Source organism: Nocardia cyriacigeorgica (genome assembly GCF_010858045.1).
GTDB lineage: Bacteria > Actinomycetota > Actinomycetes > Mycobacteriales > Mycobacteriaceae > Nocardia > Nocardia cyriacigeorgica_E.
This window is the reverse complement of the sequence record NZ_JAAGVC010000038.1, coordinates 1-16,541: the sequence shown is the minus strand read 5'-3', so window position 1 is coordinate 16,541 and position 16,541 is coordinate 1. Positions and strand designations below refer to the sequence as shown.

The 16,541-nt window shown below is 68.9% G+C and carries 15 protein-coding genes; 9 read left to right on the top strand and 6 right to left on the bottom strand.

Going from position 1 to position 16,541, the window contains the following annotated elements:
* The first annotated feature begins 147 nt into the window (after positions 1-147).
* Positions 148-1,482, top strand: a complete 1,335-nt coding sequence (locus tag GV790_RS23570; protein WP_280212970.1) for an outer membrane protein assembly factor BamB family protein — start codon at positions 148-150, stop codon at positions 1,480-1,482.
* 9 nt (positions 1,483-1,491) lie between these two features.
* On the opposite strand, the gene GV790_RS23565 is transcribed toward GV790_RS23570, so the two are convergent.
* The 3 genes from GV790_RS23565 to GV790_RS23555 are packed head-to-tail and all read right to left on the bottom strand — an operon-like array spanning position 1,492 to position 5,050.
* Positions 1,492-2,754, bottom strand: coding sequence for a glycosyltransferase family 4 protein (locus GV790_RS23565; protein WP_163816167.1), 1,263 nt, complete (start codon positions 2,752-2,754; stop codon positions 1,492-1,494).
* Positions 2,751-4,289, bottom strand: coding sequence for a 1,4-alpha-glucan branching protein domain-containing protein (locus GV790_RS23560; protein WP_163816165.1), 1,539 nt, complete (start codon positions 4,287-4,289; stop codon positions 2,751-2,753). Before GV790_RS23560 ends, GV790_RS23565 begins: the two co-directional genes overlap by 4 nt.
* The gene (locus GV790_RS23555; RefSeq protein WP_163816202.1) at positions 4,286-5,050 is read right to left on the bottom strand and encodes a class I SAM-dependent methyltransferase; all 765 of its coding nucleotides are present in this window, start codon (positions 5,048-5,050) and stop codon (positions 4,286-4,288) included. The genes GV790_RS23560 and GV790_RS23555 overlap by 4 nt, the downstream gene beginning before the upstream one ends.
* A gap of 245 nt (positions 5,051-5,295) precedes the next feature.
* On the opposite strand from GV790_RS23555, the gene GV790_RS23550 reads away from it, so the two are divergent.
* From GV790_RS23550 to GV790_RS23530, 5 genes are all read left to right on the top strand, one after another.
* Positions 5,296-6,081 (top strand): electron transfer flavoprotein subunit beta/FixA family protein, encoded by a 786-nt coding sequence (locus GV790_RS23550; RefSeq protein ID WP_163816163.1) that lies wholly within the window; start codon positions 5,296-5,298, stop codon positions 6,079-6,081.
* 99 nt (positions 6,082-6,180) lie between these two features.
* Positions 6,181-7,137: an electron transfer flavoprotein subunit alpha/FixB family protein gene (locus GV790_RS23545; RefSeq protein ID WP_163816161.1), complete on the top strand. Its 957-nt coding sequence runs from the start codon at positions 6,181-6,183 to the stop codon at positions 7,135-7,137.
* Positions 7,138-7,232: 95 nt separating this feature from the next.
* Positions 7,233-7,892, top strand: coding sequence for a Uma2 family endonuclease (locus GV790_RS23540; protein ID WP_228815125.1), 660 nt, complete (start codon positions 7,233-7,235; stop codon positions 7,890-7,892).
* A gap of 77 nt (positions 7,893-7,969) precedes the next feature.
* Positions 7,970-9,436: a serine/threonine protein kinase gene (locus GV790_RS23535; protein WP_163816159.1), complete on the top strand. Its 1,467-nt coding sequence runs from the start codon at positions 7,970-7,972 to the stop codon at positions 9,434-9,436.
* A gap of 123 nt (positions 9,437-9,559) precedes the next feature.
* Complete coding sequence (locus GV790_RS23530; RefSeq protein ID WP_163816157.1) at positions 9,560-10,489, top strand: aminoglycoside phosphotransferase family protein; 930 nt, start codon at positions 9,560-9,562, stop codon at positions 10,487-10,489.
* Between the two features lie 12 nt (positions 10,490-10,501).
* On the opposite strand, the gene GV790_RS23525 is transcribed toward GV790_RS23530, so the two are convergent.
* Positions 10,502-11,359, bottom strand: a complete 858-nt coding sequence (locus GV790_RS23525; protein WP_280211802.1) for a LysR family transcriptional regulator — start codon at positions 11,357-11,359, stop codon at positions 10,502-10,504.
* A gap of 133 nt (positions 11,360-11,492) precedes the next feature.
* On the opposite strand from GV790_RS23525, the gene GV790_RS23520 reads away from it, so the two are divergent.
* The 3 genes from GV790_RS23520 to GV790_RS23510 all read left to right on the top strand — a co-directional run bounded on the left by GV790_RS23520 (position 11,493) and on the right by GV790_RS23510 (position 14,782).
* Entirely contained in the window at positions 11,493-12,797 is a 1,305-nt protein-coding gene (locus GV790_RS23520) for an NAD(P)/FAD-dependent oxidoreductase (RefSeq protein WP_163816152.1), read from the top strand.
* A 198-nt stretch (positions 12,798-12,995) separates the two neighbouring features.
* Positions 12,996-13,823, top strand: a complete 828-nt coding sequence (locus tag GV790_RS23515; RefSeq protein ID WP_163816150.1) for a GNAT family N-acetyltransferase — start codon at positions 12,996-12,998, stop codon at positions 13,821-13,823.
* A complete protein-coding gene (locus GV790_RS23510; RefSeq protein WP_163816147.1) occupies positions 13,820-14,782 on the top strand; it encodes a lysophospholipid acyltransferase family protein in 963 nt (320 codons plus the stop codon). Before GV790_RS23515 ends, GV790_RS23510 begins: the two co-directional genes overlap by 4 nt.
* A 157-nt stretch (positions 14,783-14,939) precedes the next feature.
* On the opposite strand, the gene GV790_RS23505 is transcribed toward GV790_RS23510, so the two are convergent.
* Positions 14,940-16,070 (bottom strand): NADH:flavin oxidoreductase, encoded by a 1,131-nt coding sequence (locus tag GV790_RS23505; protein ID WP_163816145.1) that lies wholly within the window; start codon positions 16,068-16,070, stop codon positions 14,940-14,942.
* A partial coding sequence (locus tag GV790_RS23500; protein WP_163816144.1) for a TetR/AcrR family transcriptional regulator occupies positions 16,070-16,541 on the bottom strand: 472 nt, incomplete at its 5' end. The genes GV790_RS23505 and GV790_RS23500, both read right to left, overlap by 1 nt.

Below are 16,541 nucleotides of genomic sequence, written 5' to 3'. Positions count from 1 at the left end.
GTTCTCCCGTCGTGTGTCCGCCTATCGCGCACACAGCCTACTGACGTGCTGCCCCGAACGGATCGATACCCGTCGGCTAACCTCACTGGCACGCGCGGGCGCGCGGGGAGATGATCACGGCAGATCGCGTGTGAAGGAGAGCAGCAGGTGCGAATCGGCAGCGTACGAGCTGTATCCGGGCGGCAACGGCTGCGGGTGAATACGGCGGCGGCGCTACTGGCAGTGGGCGCGGTGGTGCTCACCGGCTGCGGCACCGATGTCGATGACATCACCGTCGGCCCCGGCCTCGGCTGGCCCGGCGCCCATCACGACGCCCGCAACAGCGGTACCAGCCCGGTCACCGGCGCGCACGCGGTGGAGTTGAAGTGGTCGCGCCCGGTGGGCGGGCCGATCGCGACTCCGGTCGGGGTGGCGGCCGAGGGCCAGATGTTCGTCACCACCCGCACGCCGTCGGGCTGCAATATTTTTTCCTTCCAGATGCCCACCGGCCGCAAACGGTTCTGTAACCCGATGGGGCCGAACGCGATCTCCTCGCCGACGCTGATCGATGGCCTCGCCAACGTCTATGTCGGCGACGACAGCGGCGTGACGTCGATGAACTACCTGGGCCAGCCGCGCTGGCGCACCGCGGTGGCGGGCGTGCCCGTCTCGTTGCAGTTCACCGGCGACAGCAACCTGCTCACCATCACCCAGGCCGGCCAGATCGATGTGCTGTCACGGCAGACCGGTCAGCGGCTGGTGCCCACCATGCAGTTGCTCGGCCAGCCCGATCATCTCGAACTTCCCGCTCTCAGCTGGCCGCCGTCCGGTGACGGCCTCGACGACTGCCCCACCGGCGGCCCGCAGTGCGCGGTGGCCAATGTCTCGCCCATCGACACCGACTCCGGGCGCTTCTACGCCACCGTGTGGCGTCCGGGCGACGCCAGGGCCTCGCTGGTGGCGTTGCGCTACATCGACGGCGAGATCGAGCGGTTGTGGAGCGCCGAGATGCTGGAGGGCGGCAGCGCCACCAGCCCGGCCCTGTCGGCCGACGGCAGCACCGTCTACGTGGGCGACAACAGCGACCGGCTGATCGCCGTCGACGCCATGGAGGGCAGCACCAAATGGGTGCATCCGCTGGAGTGGACTCCGCGCCGCGGCATCTCCGTCTCCGCCGACGGGCTGATCATCCCGGCCGGCGACGACGGCTACCTGCTGGCCCTGCGCGACAACGGCGACAGCGTCGAACAGGTCTGGGAGCGTAAGGATCTCGGCCACCGGGGCACGCCCGCCCAGACCGCGGGGCACACCGGCTACACGGTGGCGGCCATCGGTGACGGCCTCAACCTGATCACCTTCGATACCGAGACCGGCCAGACCCTCGACTCGGACGTGCTGCCCGGTGCGAGCGGCACCACCACCGGAACCTCGGTCAGCGCCGACGGCGAGGTGGTCGTGGCCACCCGGATCGGCGAGATCTTCGTCTTCGCCCCGCAGGAATGAGCCGGCCGGTCAGACCGGCTGGTTGGGATCGCGTTCCGGCAGTGGGCGCATGGTGATCACCGGACGCCCGAGCGGGGTCCGCACCCGCCGCTTGGCGGACTGATACACCTGCGCGGTCTCGGCGGCCACCACATCCCAGGAGAAATCGGCGGTCAGGCGTTCGCGGGCGGCGTAGGCGCGTTCCTGGGCGGCGGCCGGATCGTCGAGCACCGCGCGCACCGCCTGCACGAGTCCGTCCACGTCGGCCGGTTCGAAGGACGCCCCGGTCACGCCGTCGATCACGGCCTCACCGAGCCCGCCGGCCGTGGAGGTGACCAGGGGGGTTCCCGCCGCGGCCGCCTCCAGCGCGACGATCCCGAAGGGTTCGTAGCGACTCGGCAGCACGATGGCGTCGGCGCCGTGCAGCCAGCCGAGCAGTTCGGTGTGGTCGAGCTGGCCGGCGAAGGTGACCGCCCGCGCCACCCGGTGCACCCTGGCCCGCTCGCGCAGCCATTCGAACTGGGTGCCGACCCCGGCGATGGTGAGCGTGGTGCCGGGGTGGGCGCGCCGGATCCGCGGCAGCGCCGCGATCGCGTCCTGCACGCCCTTCTCGTATTCGAGCCTGCCCACATACAGCAGCCGCGGCGGTCCGGTGCGCGGCGGCCGCGGCCGGAAGGTCCAGGCGCCGACATCGATGCCGTTGCGGATGACGGTCAGCGGGATGCGGTCGGGGCTGTAGAGCCGCTCCACCTCGTCCTGCATGGACGCCGAACAGGTGATGAGCGCGTCGGATTCATTGGCCAGCCACCATTCCACCGAATGGACCTGGCGATTGACCCGGCCGGAGACCCAGCCGCTGTGCCGGCCGGCCTCGGTGGCGTGAATGGTCGAGACCAGCGGCACGTCGTAGTACTCGGCCAGGGCGATGGCCGGATGGGCCACCAGCCAGTCGTGGGCGTGCACCACATCGGGGGTCCAGCCCTCGCCGATGCCGGGCTTGTTCAGTGCGACGCCGGCGCGCACCATCGCATGGCCCATCGCCAGCGTCCACGCGAGCATGTCCTCGCCGAAATCGAAGAACGGCGGGTCCTCGGCGACCGCGACCACCAGGACGCCGTCGGCGATGTAGGAATGCGTGGGGTGGGTCGACGGGTCGGTGCCGGTGGGGCGGCGCGCCAGCACGACCACCTCGTGGCCCGCGGCGGCGAGCTCGGTGGCCAGGTGATGGACGTGTCTGCCCAGCCCGCCGACGACGACCGGCGGGTATTCCCACGACACCATCAAGATCTTCATGTATGTCCTTCTGAGGTGGCAGCGCGCAGCCGACGCGCGTCCAGGGCCGGGAAGAATCCGTCGGCCGCCCCCCATCCTGCCGCCAACTGCCGTGCTTTGGCGAGCTGACCGGCCCCGACGGCCGCGGCGATCTCACGCACCGCGTGCGCGTGCTGGTGTGCGCGTTCGCGGGCGTACCCGGCCGCGGAGTCCTTGCTGACCATGAACGCCCAGTCGCTGGACACGGTCAGGATGGCCTCGCGCAGGAGTTGATCGGCCACCCGGTCGCGGCCGGTCGCCGAGGAATCCGCGCGCATCTTGTCGACGGTGTCCAGCGCGAGGGCGACGATATCGTCGTTGAGCTCCACCAGATCGCGCACCTGATCGCCGGCCCAGACCCGCCAGTCCTTACCCGAGCCCCACGACGAATCGGTCAACTGCACCGGCTCGCCGACATAGCCGTTCGCCCGCGCGTCGGCCAGGGTGCCGACGGTGACGCCCGCCTCGGGCAGCGCGCGCAGCACCTGCGCCAGCCACTGCGGACCCTCGTGCCACCAGTGCCCGAACAGCTCGGTGTCGAAGGCCGCAACCACCAGGGCGGGCCTGCCGATCCGCTCGGACTCGCCGATCAGCCGTTCGCGCACGGTGGCGACGAAATCGTCGACGTCGGCGCGCACCGCGGCGGCTGCCAGCTCGGGGTCGTAGGGCGCCTTGTCCGGCCCGGCGACCGATTTGCCGGTGACCCGGGCCGGTTTGAGACCGGTGGCGTGGTCGTAGTGATGGAAATCGCGGTAGGCACTGTGGCCCGGATAGCCGGACTTCGGCGACCAGACCCGGTAGCTGACCTGGAGATCGCGGCCGAAGGCCACCACATCGGATTCGCGAACCGGCCGTCCGAGGCTGGAATCGCCGCGCAGCGCCGGCCCGTCGACCATGAAATGCGTCACACCCGCGGCGGCGTAGCCGACCTCCATCCCGGGGGTGTAACCGCATTCGGGCGCCCAGATGCCGGACGGGGTGTGGCCCCAGCGCAGCCGGGCGTCGGCGAGCCCTTCGGTGAGCTGGAATTCGCGCAGTCGGGGATCGAGCAGCGGCTGGAACGGATGGGCCAGCGGGCCGCCGAGCAGTTCGATCGCCTCGGCATCGATCAGCTGCCGCCACACCGGGGCGGCGCCGTGACGCCAATGCTGTTCGAACTCCGCCAATGCGGCCGCGGCCAGCCGGTGCTCATGCCTGCCGAGCGCGATGTTGCCGGCCATCGCGGCCTCGTCGGCGCGCAACTGCCAATTGCCCAGCCAGTGATGCATACCGGCCAGGCAGTGCGGATCGTCGAGCTGGGCGGCGAGCACCGGGGTGATGCCGAGCGTCAGCAGATGCGAACGGCCTTCGGCGGCAAGGGTCCTCAGAACGTCGACGACCGGAAGGTAGGACGCGGCCCAGGACTGATAGAGCCATTCCTCACCCACCGGCCAGCGGCCGTGATGGGCCAGCCACGGCAGATGCGAATGCAGGACCAGGGTGAACTGGCCGGGCACGGGTTGTGCGTTATCGGTCAAGGCTTCACCGCGATGGCCACCAGGTCCAGGCTCGCATCGATGTCGTCGGTGGTCAGGGCGAAATCGTCGACGGTCACCGCGGCGACGTCGGCGGTGAGTTCGGCAGGCCAGGGTTCACCGGCCAGCGCGCGCTCGATCTGCGCGTCGATGAACGAGCCACCGTGCTTGGCGTCCAGCGCTTTCAGCGTCTCGCCGTGGTGCACGCCGGTCATCACCGACACCTCGAAACCGGCCTCCACCAGCAGTTCGGTGAGTTCGGCGGCATTGAGTTCCCTGGTGTGGAACGGGTTGAGCGGAGTGTCGCGGCCGGGGGAGAAGGTGATCCGGTTCGGCGTGCTGATCAGCAGCTCGCCGCCCGGTCGCAGCACCCGCAGGCATTCCCGCAGGAACTGCGCCTGATCCCAAAGATGTTCGATCACTTGGAAATTCACCACCACGTCGACCGAGGCGTCGTCCAGCGGCAGATCGGCGAGATTGCCCTGGATCATCTCCACGCGCGGGTAGCGCGCGCGCACGTGCTCGACCGCGCTCGCGTCATAGTCCAGTCCGATCACCCGGGTGGCGACGCCGGCGATCATGTCGGCGCCGTAGCCCTCGCCCGAACCCGCCTCGAGCACCACCTTGCCCGCGCAGCGCTCCAGCAGCCGCGCGTAGACGATCTCGTGCCTGCGGAACCAGTAGTTCTCCTCGGCGATTCCAGGCACGGTGCGCTCGCCGGTCAGCGGCAGCGGGTCGAGTGCGCCCGGCGTCGCGGCGGTCATGGGTGCCGGTTCGCCTACTGCGGCAGGAATCACAGCCTCACTCATCGTTCTGACGTTACTGGTACGGGCCGGTGAACTTGTTCCCGGTCTGGTGTTCAGGGCCCTCGCGGAGTAAGTTACCCACGAGTAACTTAACGTAGGGTAGTGTCACGCCCTGAGCGACTCACATGGACGTACGGCCCGCCGGATCGTGCGACCGACCGCCCATACCCCGTGTACCCAGAACAGGAGGTCGACGAAGACCGATGCCGAACATCGTCGTACTCATCAAGCAGGTTCCCGACACCTGGTCCGAGCGCAAGCTCTCCGATGGTGATTTCACCCTCGACCGCGAGGCCGCCGACGCGGTGCTCGACGAGATCAACGAGCGCGCCGTCGAGGAAGCGCTGCTGATCAAGGAGGCGCAGGGCGGCGAGGTCACCGTGCTGTCGGCCGGACCCGACCGCGCCACCGAGGCCATCCGCAAGGCGCTGTCCATGGGCGCCGACAAGGCCATCCACATCAACGACCCGGCGATCCACGGCTCCGACGCCGTGCAGACCGCGTGGGTGCTGGCCGGCGCGCTCGGCCAGGTGGAAGGTGTGGAGCTGGTCATCGCCGGTAACGAGGCCACCGACGGCCGCGCCGGTGCCGTGCCCGCGATCATCGCCGAATACCTCGGCATCCCGCAGCTCACCCACCTGCGCAAGCTGACCGTCGACGGCGACAAGATCACCGGCGAGCGCGAGACCGACGAGGGCGTGTTCAAGCTCGAGGCCAACCTCCCGGCCATCGTCTCGGTCACCGAGAAGATCAACGAGCCGCGCTTCCCCTCCTTCAAGGGCATCATGGCCGCCAAGAAGAAGGAAGTGCAGACCTTCACGCTGGCCGACCTCGGTATCGACCCCTCCACCGTGGGCGTGGCCAACGCCGGCACCGCGGTCACCGCGTCGACCCCGAAGCCCCCGCGTACCGCAGGCGAGAAGATCGCCGACGAGGGCGACGGCGGCACCAAGATCGCCCAGTACCTCATCGGTCAGAAGATCATCTGATCCCGCCCGTACCAGACTGCTTCGCGATGTGAATCCGATGCCCGCCCCGGTACCGCGCAGGGCATCGCGAACACCGCAATCAGACACAGGAGAACACAAATGGCAGAAGTACTTGTGCTCGTCGAGCACGCCGACGGTGCGGTCAAGAAGGTCAGCACCGAACTGATCACCGCCGCCCGTACCCTCGGCTCGCCGTCCGCCGTGGTGCTCGGCGCCGCGGGCACCGGTGAGAAGCTGGCCGACGCGCTCGCCGCGGCCGGCGCCGAGAAGATCTACATCGCCGAGTCCGACGATGTGGACAACTACCTGGTGACCCCGAAGGTCGACGTGCTGGCCGGTCTGGTCGAGGCCGCCTCGCCCGCCGCCGTCATCGTCGCCGCCTCCGCCGAGGGCAAGGAGGTGTCGGGCCGCCTCGCCGCGCGCATCGGCTCCGGCCTGCTCGTCGACGTCATCGGCGTCAACGCCGACGGCTCGGCCGTGCACTCCATCTTCGGTGGCGCCTTCACCGTCGACGCCAAGGCCACCGGCGACGTGCCGGTGATCTCGGTGCGCCCGGGTGCCATCGAGGCCGCCCCGCAGGCCGGTGCCGGCGAGAAGGTGACCGTCGAGGTTCCGGCGCAGGAAGAGGGCGTGGTCAAGGTGACCTCGCGCGAGCCCGTCGTCGCCGGTGACCGTCCGGAGCTCACCGAGGCCGGCATCGTCGTCTCCGGTGGCCGTGGTGTCGGCTCGGCCGACAACTTCTCGGTCGTCGAGGCGCTGGCCGACTCGCTGGGTGCCGCAGTCGGTGCCTCGCGTGCCGCCGTCGACTCCGGCTACTACCCGGGCCAGTTCCAGGTCGGCCAGACCGGTAAGACGGTTTCCCCGCAGCTCTACATCGCCCTCGGCATCTCCGGCGCCATCCAGCATCGCGCCGGTATGCAGACCTCGAAGACCATCGTCGCGGTCAACAAAGACGAAGAGGCCCCGATCTTCGAGATCGCGGACTACGGCATCGTGGGCGACCTGTTCAACGTCGCGCCGCAGCTGACCGAAGCGGTCAAGTCGCACAAGGGCTAGTCCGCCGCGCAGCGACGTGTGGCCCCGGCCGGAATTTCCGGCCGGGGCCACACGCGTTGGACGGCTGTATCGGTGCTGGTGGGTACCATGAGCGCATGACCGTGCCGAGTGCCTCGCGCACCGACCGTCCCGATCTTCCCGAGTACATGACCTGGGAAGAGCTGGAAAAGCTGCCCGAGGAGATCGCCGATCAGATCGAGCTGTGGGATCGGCGCGTGGTGTGGCTACGGCGTGGGCCGGGGGAACATCAGTTGGCCACATTGTTGCTGGCGCAGGAGATCAGGAGTTGCGCCGGCGACGACAGGGCCTCTCATCCTGAGCGGTGCTGGCGCGGGAATCTCGAAACCAATGTCTTCTTTGGAACGACCGGTAAATCCGACTTCGTCACGCCCGATTTCCTCGTCCACCGTTGCCTCCCGCCGGGCGCCGATGTCCGCGCCACCGACACGGTATTGGTCGGTGAGGTGTTGTCACCATCGAATACACCAGGCGATGTCGAGGCGAAGAAGGCCCGGTACGCCGGCGCCGGCATCCCGTCGTACTGGGAAGTCGACCTGAAACCCGACCTCACCGGTATCGGAGCGATCCGCGTCTACATCCTCGAGATCGGCCATGCCGAACTGCCTTCCGGCGTACGCCCGCTCCGCTCGTCGAACTACCTGCTGGCCGGTGAATGGACACCAGATTCGGCGGACGGGGTGTCGTTCCCGTACCCCTTCCCGATCGAGATTTCCTGGTCCGCGCTGGCTTTCTGATCCGCACACCACGGCCGTTTCCCGGCACCCCGATGCGGTAGCGTCGCGGTGTTCGACCGCGATCGGAAGGAGCAGGCGTGCTGGGGGTGGGTACGACCTTCGCCGGGTATCAGCTCGAGGGTGTGCTGGGGCAGGGCGGGATGGGGACGGTGTATCTGGCCAAGCATCCGCGGCTGCCGCGCAGTGTGGCGTTGAAGCTGTTGAACAAGGCGGTGTCCGATGATCCCGAGCTCACGCGGCGGTTCGAGCTGGAGGCCGATGTGGTTGCGCGACTGGATCATCCGGGGATCGTCGGGGTGTTCGATCGCGGAGCCGACGAGGGTCATCTGTGGATCGCGATGCAATATGTGCGCGGCACGGATGCCGGTTCCTGGAATGCGGGCATGCACCCGGCGTCGACGGCGGCGCGGCTGATCGGTGACACCGCCGGCGCGCTCGATTACGCGCACGGCCAGGGCGTACTGCACCGCGACGTGAAGCCCGCCAACATCCTCATCGCCGATGCCGACGCGGGCCGCGAATCACACGCGGTGCTCACCGATTTCGGTATCGCCAGGCTCACCGAGGCCAACACCACACTCACCGCCACCGGAACCTTCACCGCCACCATCGCTTTCGGCTCACCGGAACAGCTCTCCGGTGAGGTCGTCGACGCGCGCAGCGATCAGTATTCGCTGGCCTGCACGCTGTTCGCGATCCTCGCTGGTCGCTCGCCGTACGCCTCGACCAATCCGGGCCAGGTAGTGATGGGGCACATCTCCCAGCCGGTGCCCCGGCTCACCGATATCCGCAAGGATCTGCCCCCGAGCGTCGACGCGGTGCTCGGCCGCGCCATGGCCAAACGGCGCGATGAGCGGTTCGGCAGTTGCACCGAATTCGCCACCGCGATGCGTGATGCGCTGGAGGGCAGGCATGTGGCTGTGCCGGTGCATCCGTCGTCGCCGACCATCCGGCAGGCGGGGCCGATCGGTCCGGCCGGTGGCGCGAGTGTCTCCGCGCCGCCCGCCGCGTGGGCGCCGCACGGTGGCGTCCCGATGCCCGGTTCCGGGGCACGGTTCGCCGTGCCCGGCTACGGCCCGGCGCCATCGAATCCGGCGTACGGCCCGAAACCCTCGATGAAGACCGTGCTGACCGCCGGAATCATCACGCAGCTGTTCGGATTGCTCTTCGCCGGCATCTTCATCCTCGGCGTGACCGATACCGTCAAGGCGATCGGCGAAGGAAACGACAAGCTGGTGCAGCAGAACATTCCGCTACTCGGGGTGGTAGCGGCGGTCGCGCTGCTGTGGAATTCCGCAGGCCTTCTACTGCTGACCGGCAGACCTTCCGGACGGATACTGACGATCATCTGCTCGGTACTGGCCACTCTGCTGTGTCTCATCGCGTGCGTCGCGATCGGCGTCACCGGCGAATGGCTCGCGCTGATCGCCTATGTCCCGCTCCTGGTCATCGTGGGCACCGCGCTGGTCTGCGCCACCTCCCCGTCCACCAAACGATGGATCGCCTACCGGGTGGCGCTGCGCGGTGCGCACCGTTGGGGCTGAGCGGCACATCGTCGGCATCACAGGAGCGCCACCGGACCGGGCACCCGCCGGAAACGCAGACCCGCCGGACACGCAGCAAGAATTCGCTTGCCCGTGGCCGGCCCCGAGCCGCAGGCTGACCGGGTGACCATCGCACTGCCGCCGGACGTGGCCGCATCGATCCGCGATTTCTTCGGCGACGAGGGCGAGCACTGGCTGGCGGCCCTACCGGGACTCGTGGCGGCCCGGTGCCGCGACTGGAGCCTCGAACTCATCGGCGAACCATTCGGGGGCGGCACCCATTCGTTCGTCGCGCCGGTGCGGTGCGGCGACGGTTCGGTCGCGGTGCTGAAGGTTCCCTTCGTCGACGAGGAGAACGCCGGTGAGCCCGCAGGGTTGTACTGCTACGCCGGTGATGGCGCCGTGCGGCTGTTCGACTTCGATCCCGGTAGCGGTGCGATGCTGCTGGAATGGGCGCGACCGGGTGTTCCCCTGCTGCGACAGCCGACTCCGCCGCTGGAGGGTGCGCCCGAAAACGCAGGCAAAGTGCTGATCGCGGCCGAGTTGTACCGGCGCCTGCGGCGCGAACCCGGCGAGCTACCTCCCGGATATCCGGCACCGCCGTCGGCCGTGGAAGCAGTGGCCGAATGGGCGCAGTGGTCCGACGATCCGGAGATCGTCGCGGCGCTCCCCGCGCTGCTGCTCGATCGGGCTCGCCGCTGGTGCGCCGAGCTCGCCGAGCTCGACGGCCCGCTGCTGATCGTCAACCGTGACACCCACCTGGGCAATATCGTTGCCGCCGAACGCGAGCCGTGGTTGTTGATCGACCCGAAGCCGTACCTGGGTGAGGCGGCCTACGACGCCGGGTTCCTGATCCTCAAACAGGTGCAGAGCGAGCCGAACCCGGCCGACGCGCGCCGGATGATCGCCATGACTGCCGACGCGCTCGGAGTAGATCGGGAACGTGCCCGCGGCTGGGCGTTCATGCGTGCGGTGGAGCAGGTCGTCTGGTCGATCGAGGACGAGGGCTCGCAACTGAAGCGGGATCTCGCGGTGGCGTGGGCCCTGGCCTGATCCGACCACCGCTCATGCGCAGTGCAACGCCGCCAGCAACGTCGTCAGAATGGGCGATCGGCGCGCACCCGTGCGCAGGACCGCCGAGACCGGCACGCGCAGCGGGTGCCCGGCCAACTCCAGCGTCGCGATGCCTTCGGTGGGGCTGTTGGCGTACAGGATCGTCCACGCGTCCGGGTGGTTGATCAGCTCCATGGTGGCCGTGTGATCCGGCGGGATGGGTGGACCGAAGGTGGGGCCGGAGGGCTGGTCGGCGAAGGCCGCGCGCACCACATTGTGCAGCAGCACCTGCTCGGATTCCGGCGGTAGCAGCAGGGGATAGGCGCTGAGTTCGGTCAGCGTGACGTCGGTGCGTCCGGCCAGCGGATGCGCGGGCGCGGTGGCGATCATCAGGTCCTCCACCCACAGCTGCTCCACCGTCAGCCCCGGCTGGTCCACGCTGCCGCGGATCAGCGCGAGGTCACAGTCGCCGTCCGCGACGGCGGCGATACGCTGGCGGAAGGGCTTGATGACGAACTCGATCTCGGCGCCGGGGTGGGCATCACGGGCGCCCGCGATCGCCGAGAGCGAGCGCGTCGCGAACGACATGTTCGCCGCCAGCCGGATGCGCGGGCGCGAGGTGCGCACCGCGGCCCTGATGGCAGACTCCAGGCTGAGCATCTGCTTGGCCAGCGGAAGGAGCCTGGTACTCGCGTCGGTGGGAACGACCGATCGGGTGGATCGCTCGAAGAGCTGGACGCCGAGGTCGTGTTCGAGCCGGGCGATCTGATGACTGATCGCCGACTGCGAGATGAAGCAGCGGGTCGCGGCCCTGCTGAAGCTGAGCTCCTCGCACACCGCGACGAAGTAGGTGAGCTGGCGCAGCTCCACCGTTACCTCCATTAATTAGTGATTCAGATAAGAGTCATCTGAATTATGCGCCCTGACGGGTGAAATATCTCGACTCCTGATAACGGTTCTTCATGATGAACAGGCTGTCATGATCAACAGGGGTGTTGTGAGGATGCGTAATACGGAAGCCGTACGGGCTGCGGAAACGGAGTTCGTCGAAGTCGTCATCGTCGGATCGGGCTTCGGCGGCCTCGCCGCGGCCAAGCAGTTGGCCAAATCGGATGTGCCCTACGTGCTGATCTCGAGCACGCCGGAACACTTGTTCCAGCCGCTGCTGTACCAGGTCGCCACCGGCGTGCTGGCCGCCGACGAGATCGCACCGCCCATCGCCTCGATCCTGCGCAGGCACGAGAAGGCCGATGTCCGGCTGGGCAAGGTCACCGCGATCGATCCCGATGCCGCCGAACTCGTCTACGAGACCGCCGATGGGCCGCGCCGTATCCGCTACGGCTCGCTGATCGCCGCCACCGGCGCCAACCAGTCGTATTTCGGCCGCGACGATTTCGCCGAGAAGACCTTCTCGCTCAAGACCATCGACGACGCCAAGCGGCTGCGCGCCCAGATCGACCACGTCTTCACCGAGGCGAAGCGCGCCGACAAGGAGACCCGCGAGCGGCTGCTCAGCTTCGTCGTCGTCGGAGCCGGTGCCACGGGTGTCGAGGTGGCAGGCCAGCTGGCCGAACTCGCCAAGCGCTACTACCACCAGGACGTGTCGGTCACCCTGGTCGAGGGCGCCGGTGAGGTGCTGCCGCCGTTCGGCGGCGGACTGTCGGAGTACGCGAAGCGATCGCTCACCAAGGGCGGGGTCGAGGTGCTGCTCGGCACCTTCGTCACCGATATCGAACCCGGCAAGGTGACCGTCAAGGACAAGCAGGGCGTCGAGCATCGGATCGCCGCGGAGACCGTCGTCTGGTCGGCTGGTGTGCAGGCCAGCGGCTTCACCGAGATCCTGGCCGAAGCCACCGGCGCCGAGACCGACCGCGCCGGGCGGCTGCTGATCAACCCGGACCTGACCGTCGGTGGCTACGCCGACATCTACGCCATCGGCGATATGACCTCGCTGAAGGGCTACCCGGGCCAGTCGCCGGTCGCGATGCAGGAAGGCAGGCACGCCGCCGACATCATCCGGCGCAAGAAGCTGCCCGGCACCGAGTTCGAGTACTGGGACAAGGGCAGCATGGCGGTGATCCGCCGGCGCAGCGCCATCGCCAAGGTGAGCGACAAGATCAAGTTCAAGGGCCTGATCGCCTGGTACATGTGGCTGGCGGTGCACCTGTTCTATCTGGTCGGCTTCCGGAACAGGTTCATGGCGGTGATGGGCTGGCTGGTCGCCTTCACCGGCAACGGCCGCCCTGGTTTCGCCGAGATCGGCAAGGACCGCCCCGCCGTCGAGCAACAACCGCCTATAGCTGCCTGACCAGGCTCGATACCTGCCGCGATCGCGTTGTCCCGCACCGGGACGGCGCGATCGGTTGTGCGCGGCCGACGCCGCAGGGAACGCGCGTCGACGTCGCGGTGAACACCGGGTGTGACGGCCGTCTCGTTCACCGAACGGGCATACACGCGACACTCGGCGGACGCTCCGGCGCAGTCTGCGGCTGGCCTCATAACGGATATGACTATTACGTCCGTGTTGACAGCCCCGGCTCGACCGACGGACACCGGGGTGGAACGGTCTCGGTATTCACTGGTCGTCTCCTCCGATACCGAGCACCGCACGGCAGCGCAGCGCCTGCGCTACGACGTCTTCGCCGCCGAACCCGGCTTCGAAATCCCCGATGACGGCACCGGCCTCGACGCCGACCGCTTCGATGAGCACTGCGATCACCTGCTGGTTCGCGACGAGCTGACCGAGCAGTTCGTCGGCTGCTACCGGATGCTGCCGCCGGACAAGGTCGCCGCCGCGGGCGGCTATTACACCGCCACCGAATTCGACCTCACCCGCCTCGATCCCACCGGCCACCGCATCGTCGAGATGGGCCGCGCCTGTGTGGTGCCCGATCACCGCAACGGTTCGGTGCTGACCCTCATGTGGGCGGGCATCCTGCACTACATCCAGCTCACCGGATACGAGTGGGTGATGGGATGCGTGTCGGTGCCGATGCGCGACACTCCGGAGGATCCGGTCGGCGTCAACGTGCGCGGCGTACGCGACCTGCTGCTCGGCCGCCACGCCTGCGACCCCGAGCGCCGGGTGGACCCGTATCGCCCGGTCGTGGTGGACGGCAAAACGCTCGACGAGCTCACCCCGCCCGCACGCCCCAAGCTGCCGCCGCTGCTGCGCGGCTACCTGCGCCTCGGTGCGGAGATCTGCGGTGAACCGGCCCACGACCCCGACTTCGCGGTCGCCGACTTCGTCGCCCTGCTCGGCCTCGACACCATCAACACCCGGTACCTGGAGCGGTTGCAGGGCGCCGCCGCCGGATTCGACAGCGGGCGGTGAGCGTCATGGTGTTCGACGCCCCGCCCGCGACCGCGGTGCATTCGTGGATGCCGGTCAGTCCCTGCGGGCCCGGCTGCGTTCAGGCCACCGATGCGGCGGGTTCGGCCCGGGTGGCCGGCCGTGCGGTCCGCCTGGCCGGACTGCTGGCCAGCTACCCGGCGGCCCATATCCTCACTCCCGCGCGCCGGCGCGAACAGCTGCAACGCGAGTACGCCCGCGCGGTGCTGCGCAGCTGCGGTATCACGCTGCGCGTGATCGACAATCGCGGATCGGGCGGTGGGCTCGGCGGGGATGCGCAGGGCCCGAGGGCGCAGTATGCCTCGCCCGGCACCGGTGTACTGGTGGTCGCCGGACATATCAGCTGGTCGGATGTGGTCGTGCTGGCCGCGGTGCAGCCGCTGAGCTTTGTCGCGCGCGCCGATCTGATCGACTGGCCGATGCTCGGCGGGCTGGCCAAGCTGATGCGGATCATTCCCATCGAGCGCGAGCGGTTGCGGACGCTGCCCGGGGTGGTCGCGCAGATCGCCGAGCGCCTGAGCGCCGGTGAGCGGGTGGCGGCGTTCCCGGAGGGCACCACCTGGTGTGGGCGGGCCTTCGGCAAGCTGCGGCCCGCGCTGTTCCAGGCCGCGATCGACACCGGCACGCCGGTCCAGCCGATCCGGTTGCGCTACCTGGACGCGCACGGAGAGCCCTGCACCGCACCGGGTTTCGTGGGTGACGACACCTTCGCCACCTCGGCCCGGCGCATTCTGCGCTCGCGCGGCATCGTCGCCGAGATCGTGCTGGAGCCGATCCAGCAGCCCGGCTCCGACCGGCGTGAGCTGGCCCGGCGGTGTGAGGAACTGATGCGCACACCGCAGCTCTCCGATGGCGCGCGTTCGGCCCTCGCGGCGGCGAACTCCCACCTGGCAGATGCGGTGGCGCGGACGGAGCGGGCGCACGCTGTCGCAGGGGTCTAGCGGGCGCCCGTTCGCGATAGGGAGGTAGGCGTCCGTCGTCGCCGCCCAGCGGCCACCCGCGCGGCAGGCCCACGCTGTCGGCGGAATCGCCGAGTCGAGTGCCGAGCAGCGCAGTGCAGCCGAGTGTGCGGTCAGCAGTTGTCCACCGACGACGGATTCACCGCGGCACCGGCTGGTCCGGGCCTGCCAGCACGCAGGTGGTGCGGCTGAAGATCGACGGCATGCACTTGTTGCAGTGCGTGCACAGCGATGGGGTGTTCGCGTTCTGCTGGATCCGCAGCAGCAGATCCGGTTGCCGCAGCAGTGCCCGCGCCATCGCCACGAACTCGAATCCCTCGTCCATCGCCCGCTGCATGGTCTCGGCGGTGGTGATGCCGCCGAGCAGGACCAGCGGCATCTTCAGCTCGTAGCGGAACTGGCGGGCCAGGTCGAGCATGTAGGCCTCGCGGTACGGGTATTCGCGCAGGAAGAACCGTCCGCCCAGCCGCATGCCCCAGCCCATCGCCCCGGGGAAGGCCTTGGCGAATTCCTTGCGCGGGGCATCGCCGTGGAACAGGTACATCGGGTTGAGCAGCGAACTTCCGATGGTCAGCTCCAGGGCATCGAGGGTGCCGTCGGCTTCGAGCCAGCGCCCTATCTGCAAGCTCTCCTCCAGCCGCAGCCCGCCGACCGCCTCGCGCACCGCCTCGGCGACCTCACGCGCCAGCCGTGCGCGGTTGACGAGGCTGCCGCCGTAGGCATCGCGCCGGTGGTTGAGCAGCGGGCTGAAGAACGAGCTGATCAGGTAGTTGTGCCCGAAATGCAGTTCGACAGCGTCGAACCCGGATTCCTCGGCGGTGCGGGCGGCGTCGGCGAAGGCGCGCACCACGCGCCGCAATTCGGCCGCGTCGGGGCGCACCGTCCGAGCCATGCCCAGCGGACTGAACATCCGGCCCGGTGCGAGCGCGGGCACACGGTTGGACGCGGCATTGGCGACCGGCCCCGCGTGCCCGATCTGTGCGCTGGCGGCCGCGCCTTCGGCATGGATGGCGTCGGTGAGCCTGCGCAGGCCGGGCACCGCCTCCGGGCGCATCCAGATCTGATGCCGGTCGGTGCGGCCCTCGGGGGAGACGGCGCAGTAGGCGACCGTCGACATCGCGACTCCGCCGGCCGCGGGCGCGCGGTGGTACTCGATCAGATCGTCGGTGACGAGCGCGTCGGGTGTGCGGCCCTCGAAGGTCGCCGCTTTGATCACCCGATTACGCAAGGTGATCGGACCGAGCGGGGCAGGGGCGAAGACCGTGCTCATCATGCCTCCACCGGTGCGCACAGGCCCGCGGTCACGAACGCGCGCAGCGTCGCGACCGTCTGCGGCGACAGGTCACGATCCTCGGCCAGCGGCGAACCGAACTGGCCCAGAATGAGATCGAAGGCGAGCATCCAGCGCGACCGCGCCTCATGCGCGGACAGCGCCGGATACTGCTGCCGCAGCAAGTCGGCGAACGGGTCGAGGGTGAACCAGCGCGCGGTCCAGCCGATGTCCTGACGACCGAGCACCAGCCGCGCGAGCAGCCGGATATGCAACCGGCCGATCGGATCGTCGGCCAGCCGGGCCAGCGGGTCGAGCACCGCGTCCACGCATTCGGCCACCGTGGCCGCCCGCTCGGCGAGATCGTCCAGCGACGCCTCCCACAGCGGTCCGAGCCTGCTCTGCAACAACGCGGCGACCAGCGCCTGCTTGGACCCGAAGTGGTAGTGCACCGCGGCCGAGGTCAACCCC

Excerpts from the sequence above, each read along its gene's own strand:
- GV790_RS23555 (WP_163816202.1), bottom strand. The coding sequence starts at position 5,050 with ATGACCGCCGCGACGCCGGGCGCACTCGACCCGCTGCCGCTGACCGGC.
- GV790_RS23545 (WP_163816161.1), top strand. The coding sequence starts at position 6,181 with ATGGCAGAAGTACTTGTGCTCGTCGAGCACGCCGACGGTGCGGTCAAG.
- GV790_RS23520 (WP_163816152.1), top strand. The coding sequence starts at position 11,493 with ATGCGTAATACGGAAGCCGTACGGGCTGCGGAAACGGAGTTCGTCGAA.
- GV790_RS23505 (WP_163816145.1), bottom strand. The coding sequence starts at position 16,070 with ATGAGCACGGTCTTCGCCCCTGCCCCGCTCGGTCCGATCACCTTGCGT.
- GV790_RS23550 (WP_163816163.1), top strand. The coding sequence starts at position 5,296 with ATGCCGAACATCGTCGTACTCATCAAGCAGGTTCCCGACACCTGGTCC.
- GV790_RS23540 (WP_228815125.1), top strand. The coding sequence starts at position 7,233 with ATGACCGTGCCGAGTGCCTCGCGCACCGACCGTCCCGATCTTCCCGAG.
- GV790_RS23565 (WP_163816167.1), bottom strand. The coding sequence starts at position 2,754 with ATGAAGATCTTGATGGTGTCGTGGGAATACCCGCCGGTCGTCGTCGGC.
- GV790_RS23515 (WP_163816150.1), top strand. The coding sequence starts at position 12,996 with ATGACTATTACGTCCGTGTTGACAGCCCCGGCTCGACCGACGGACACC.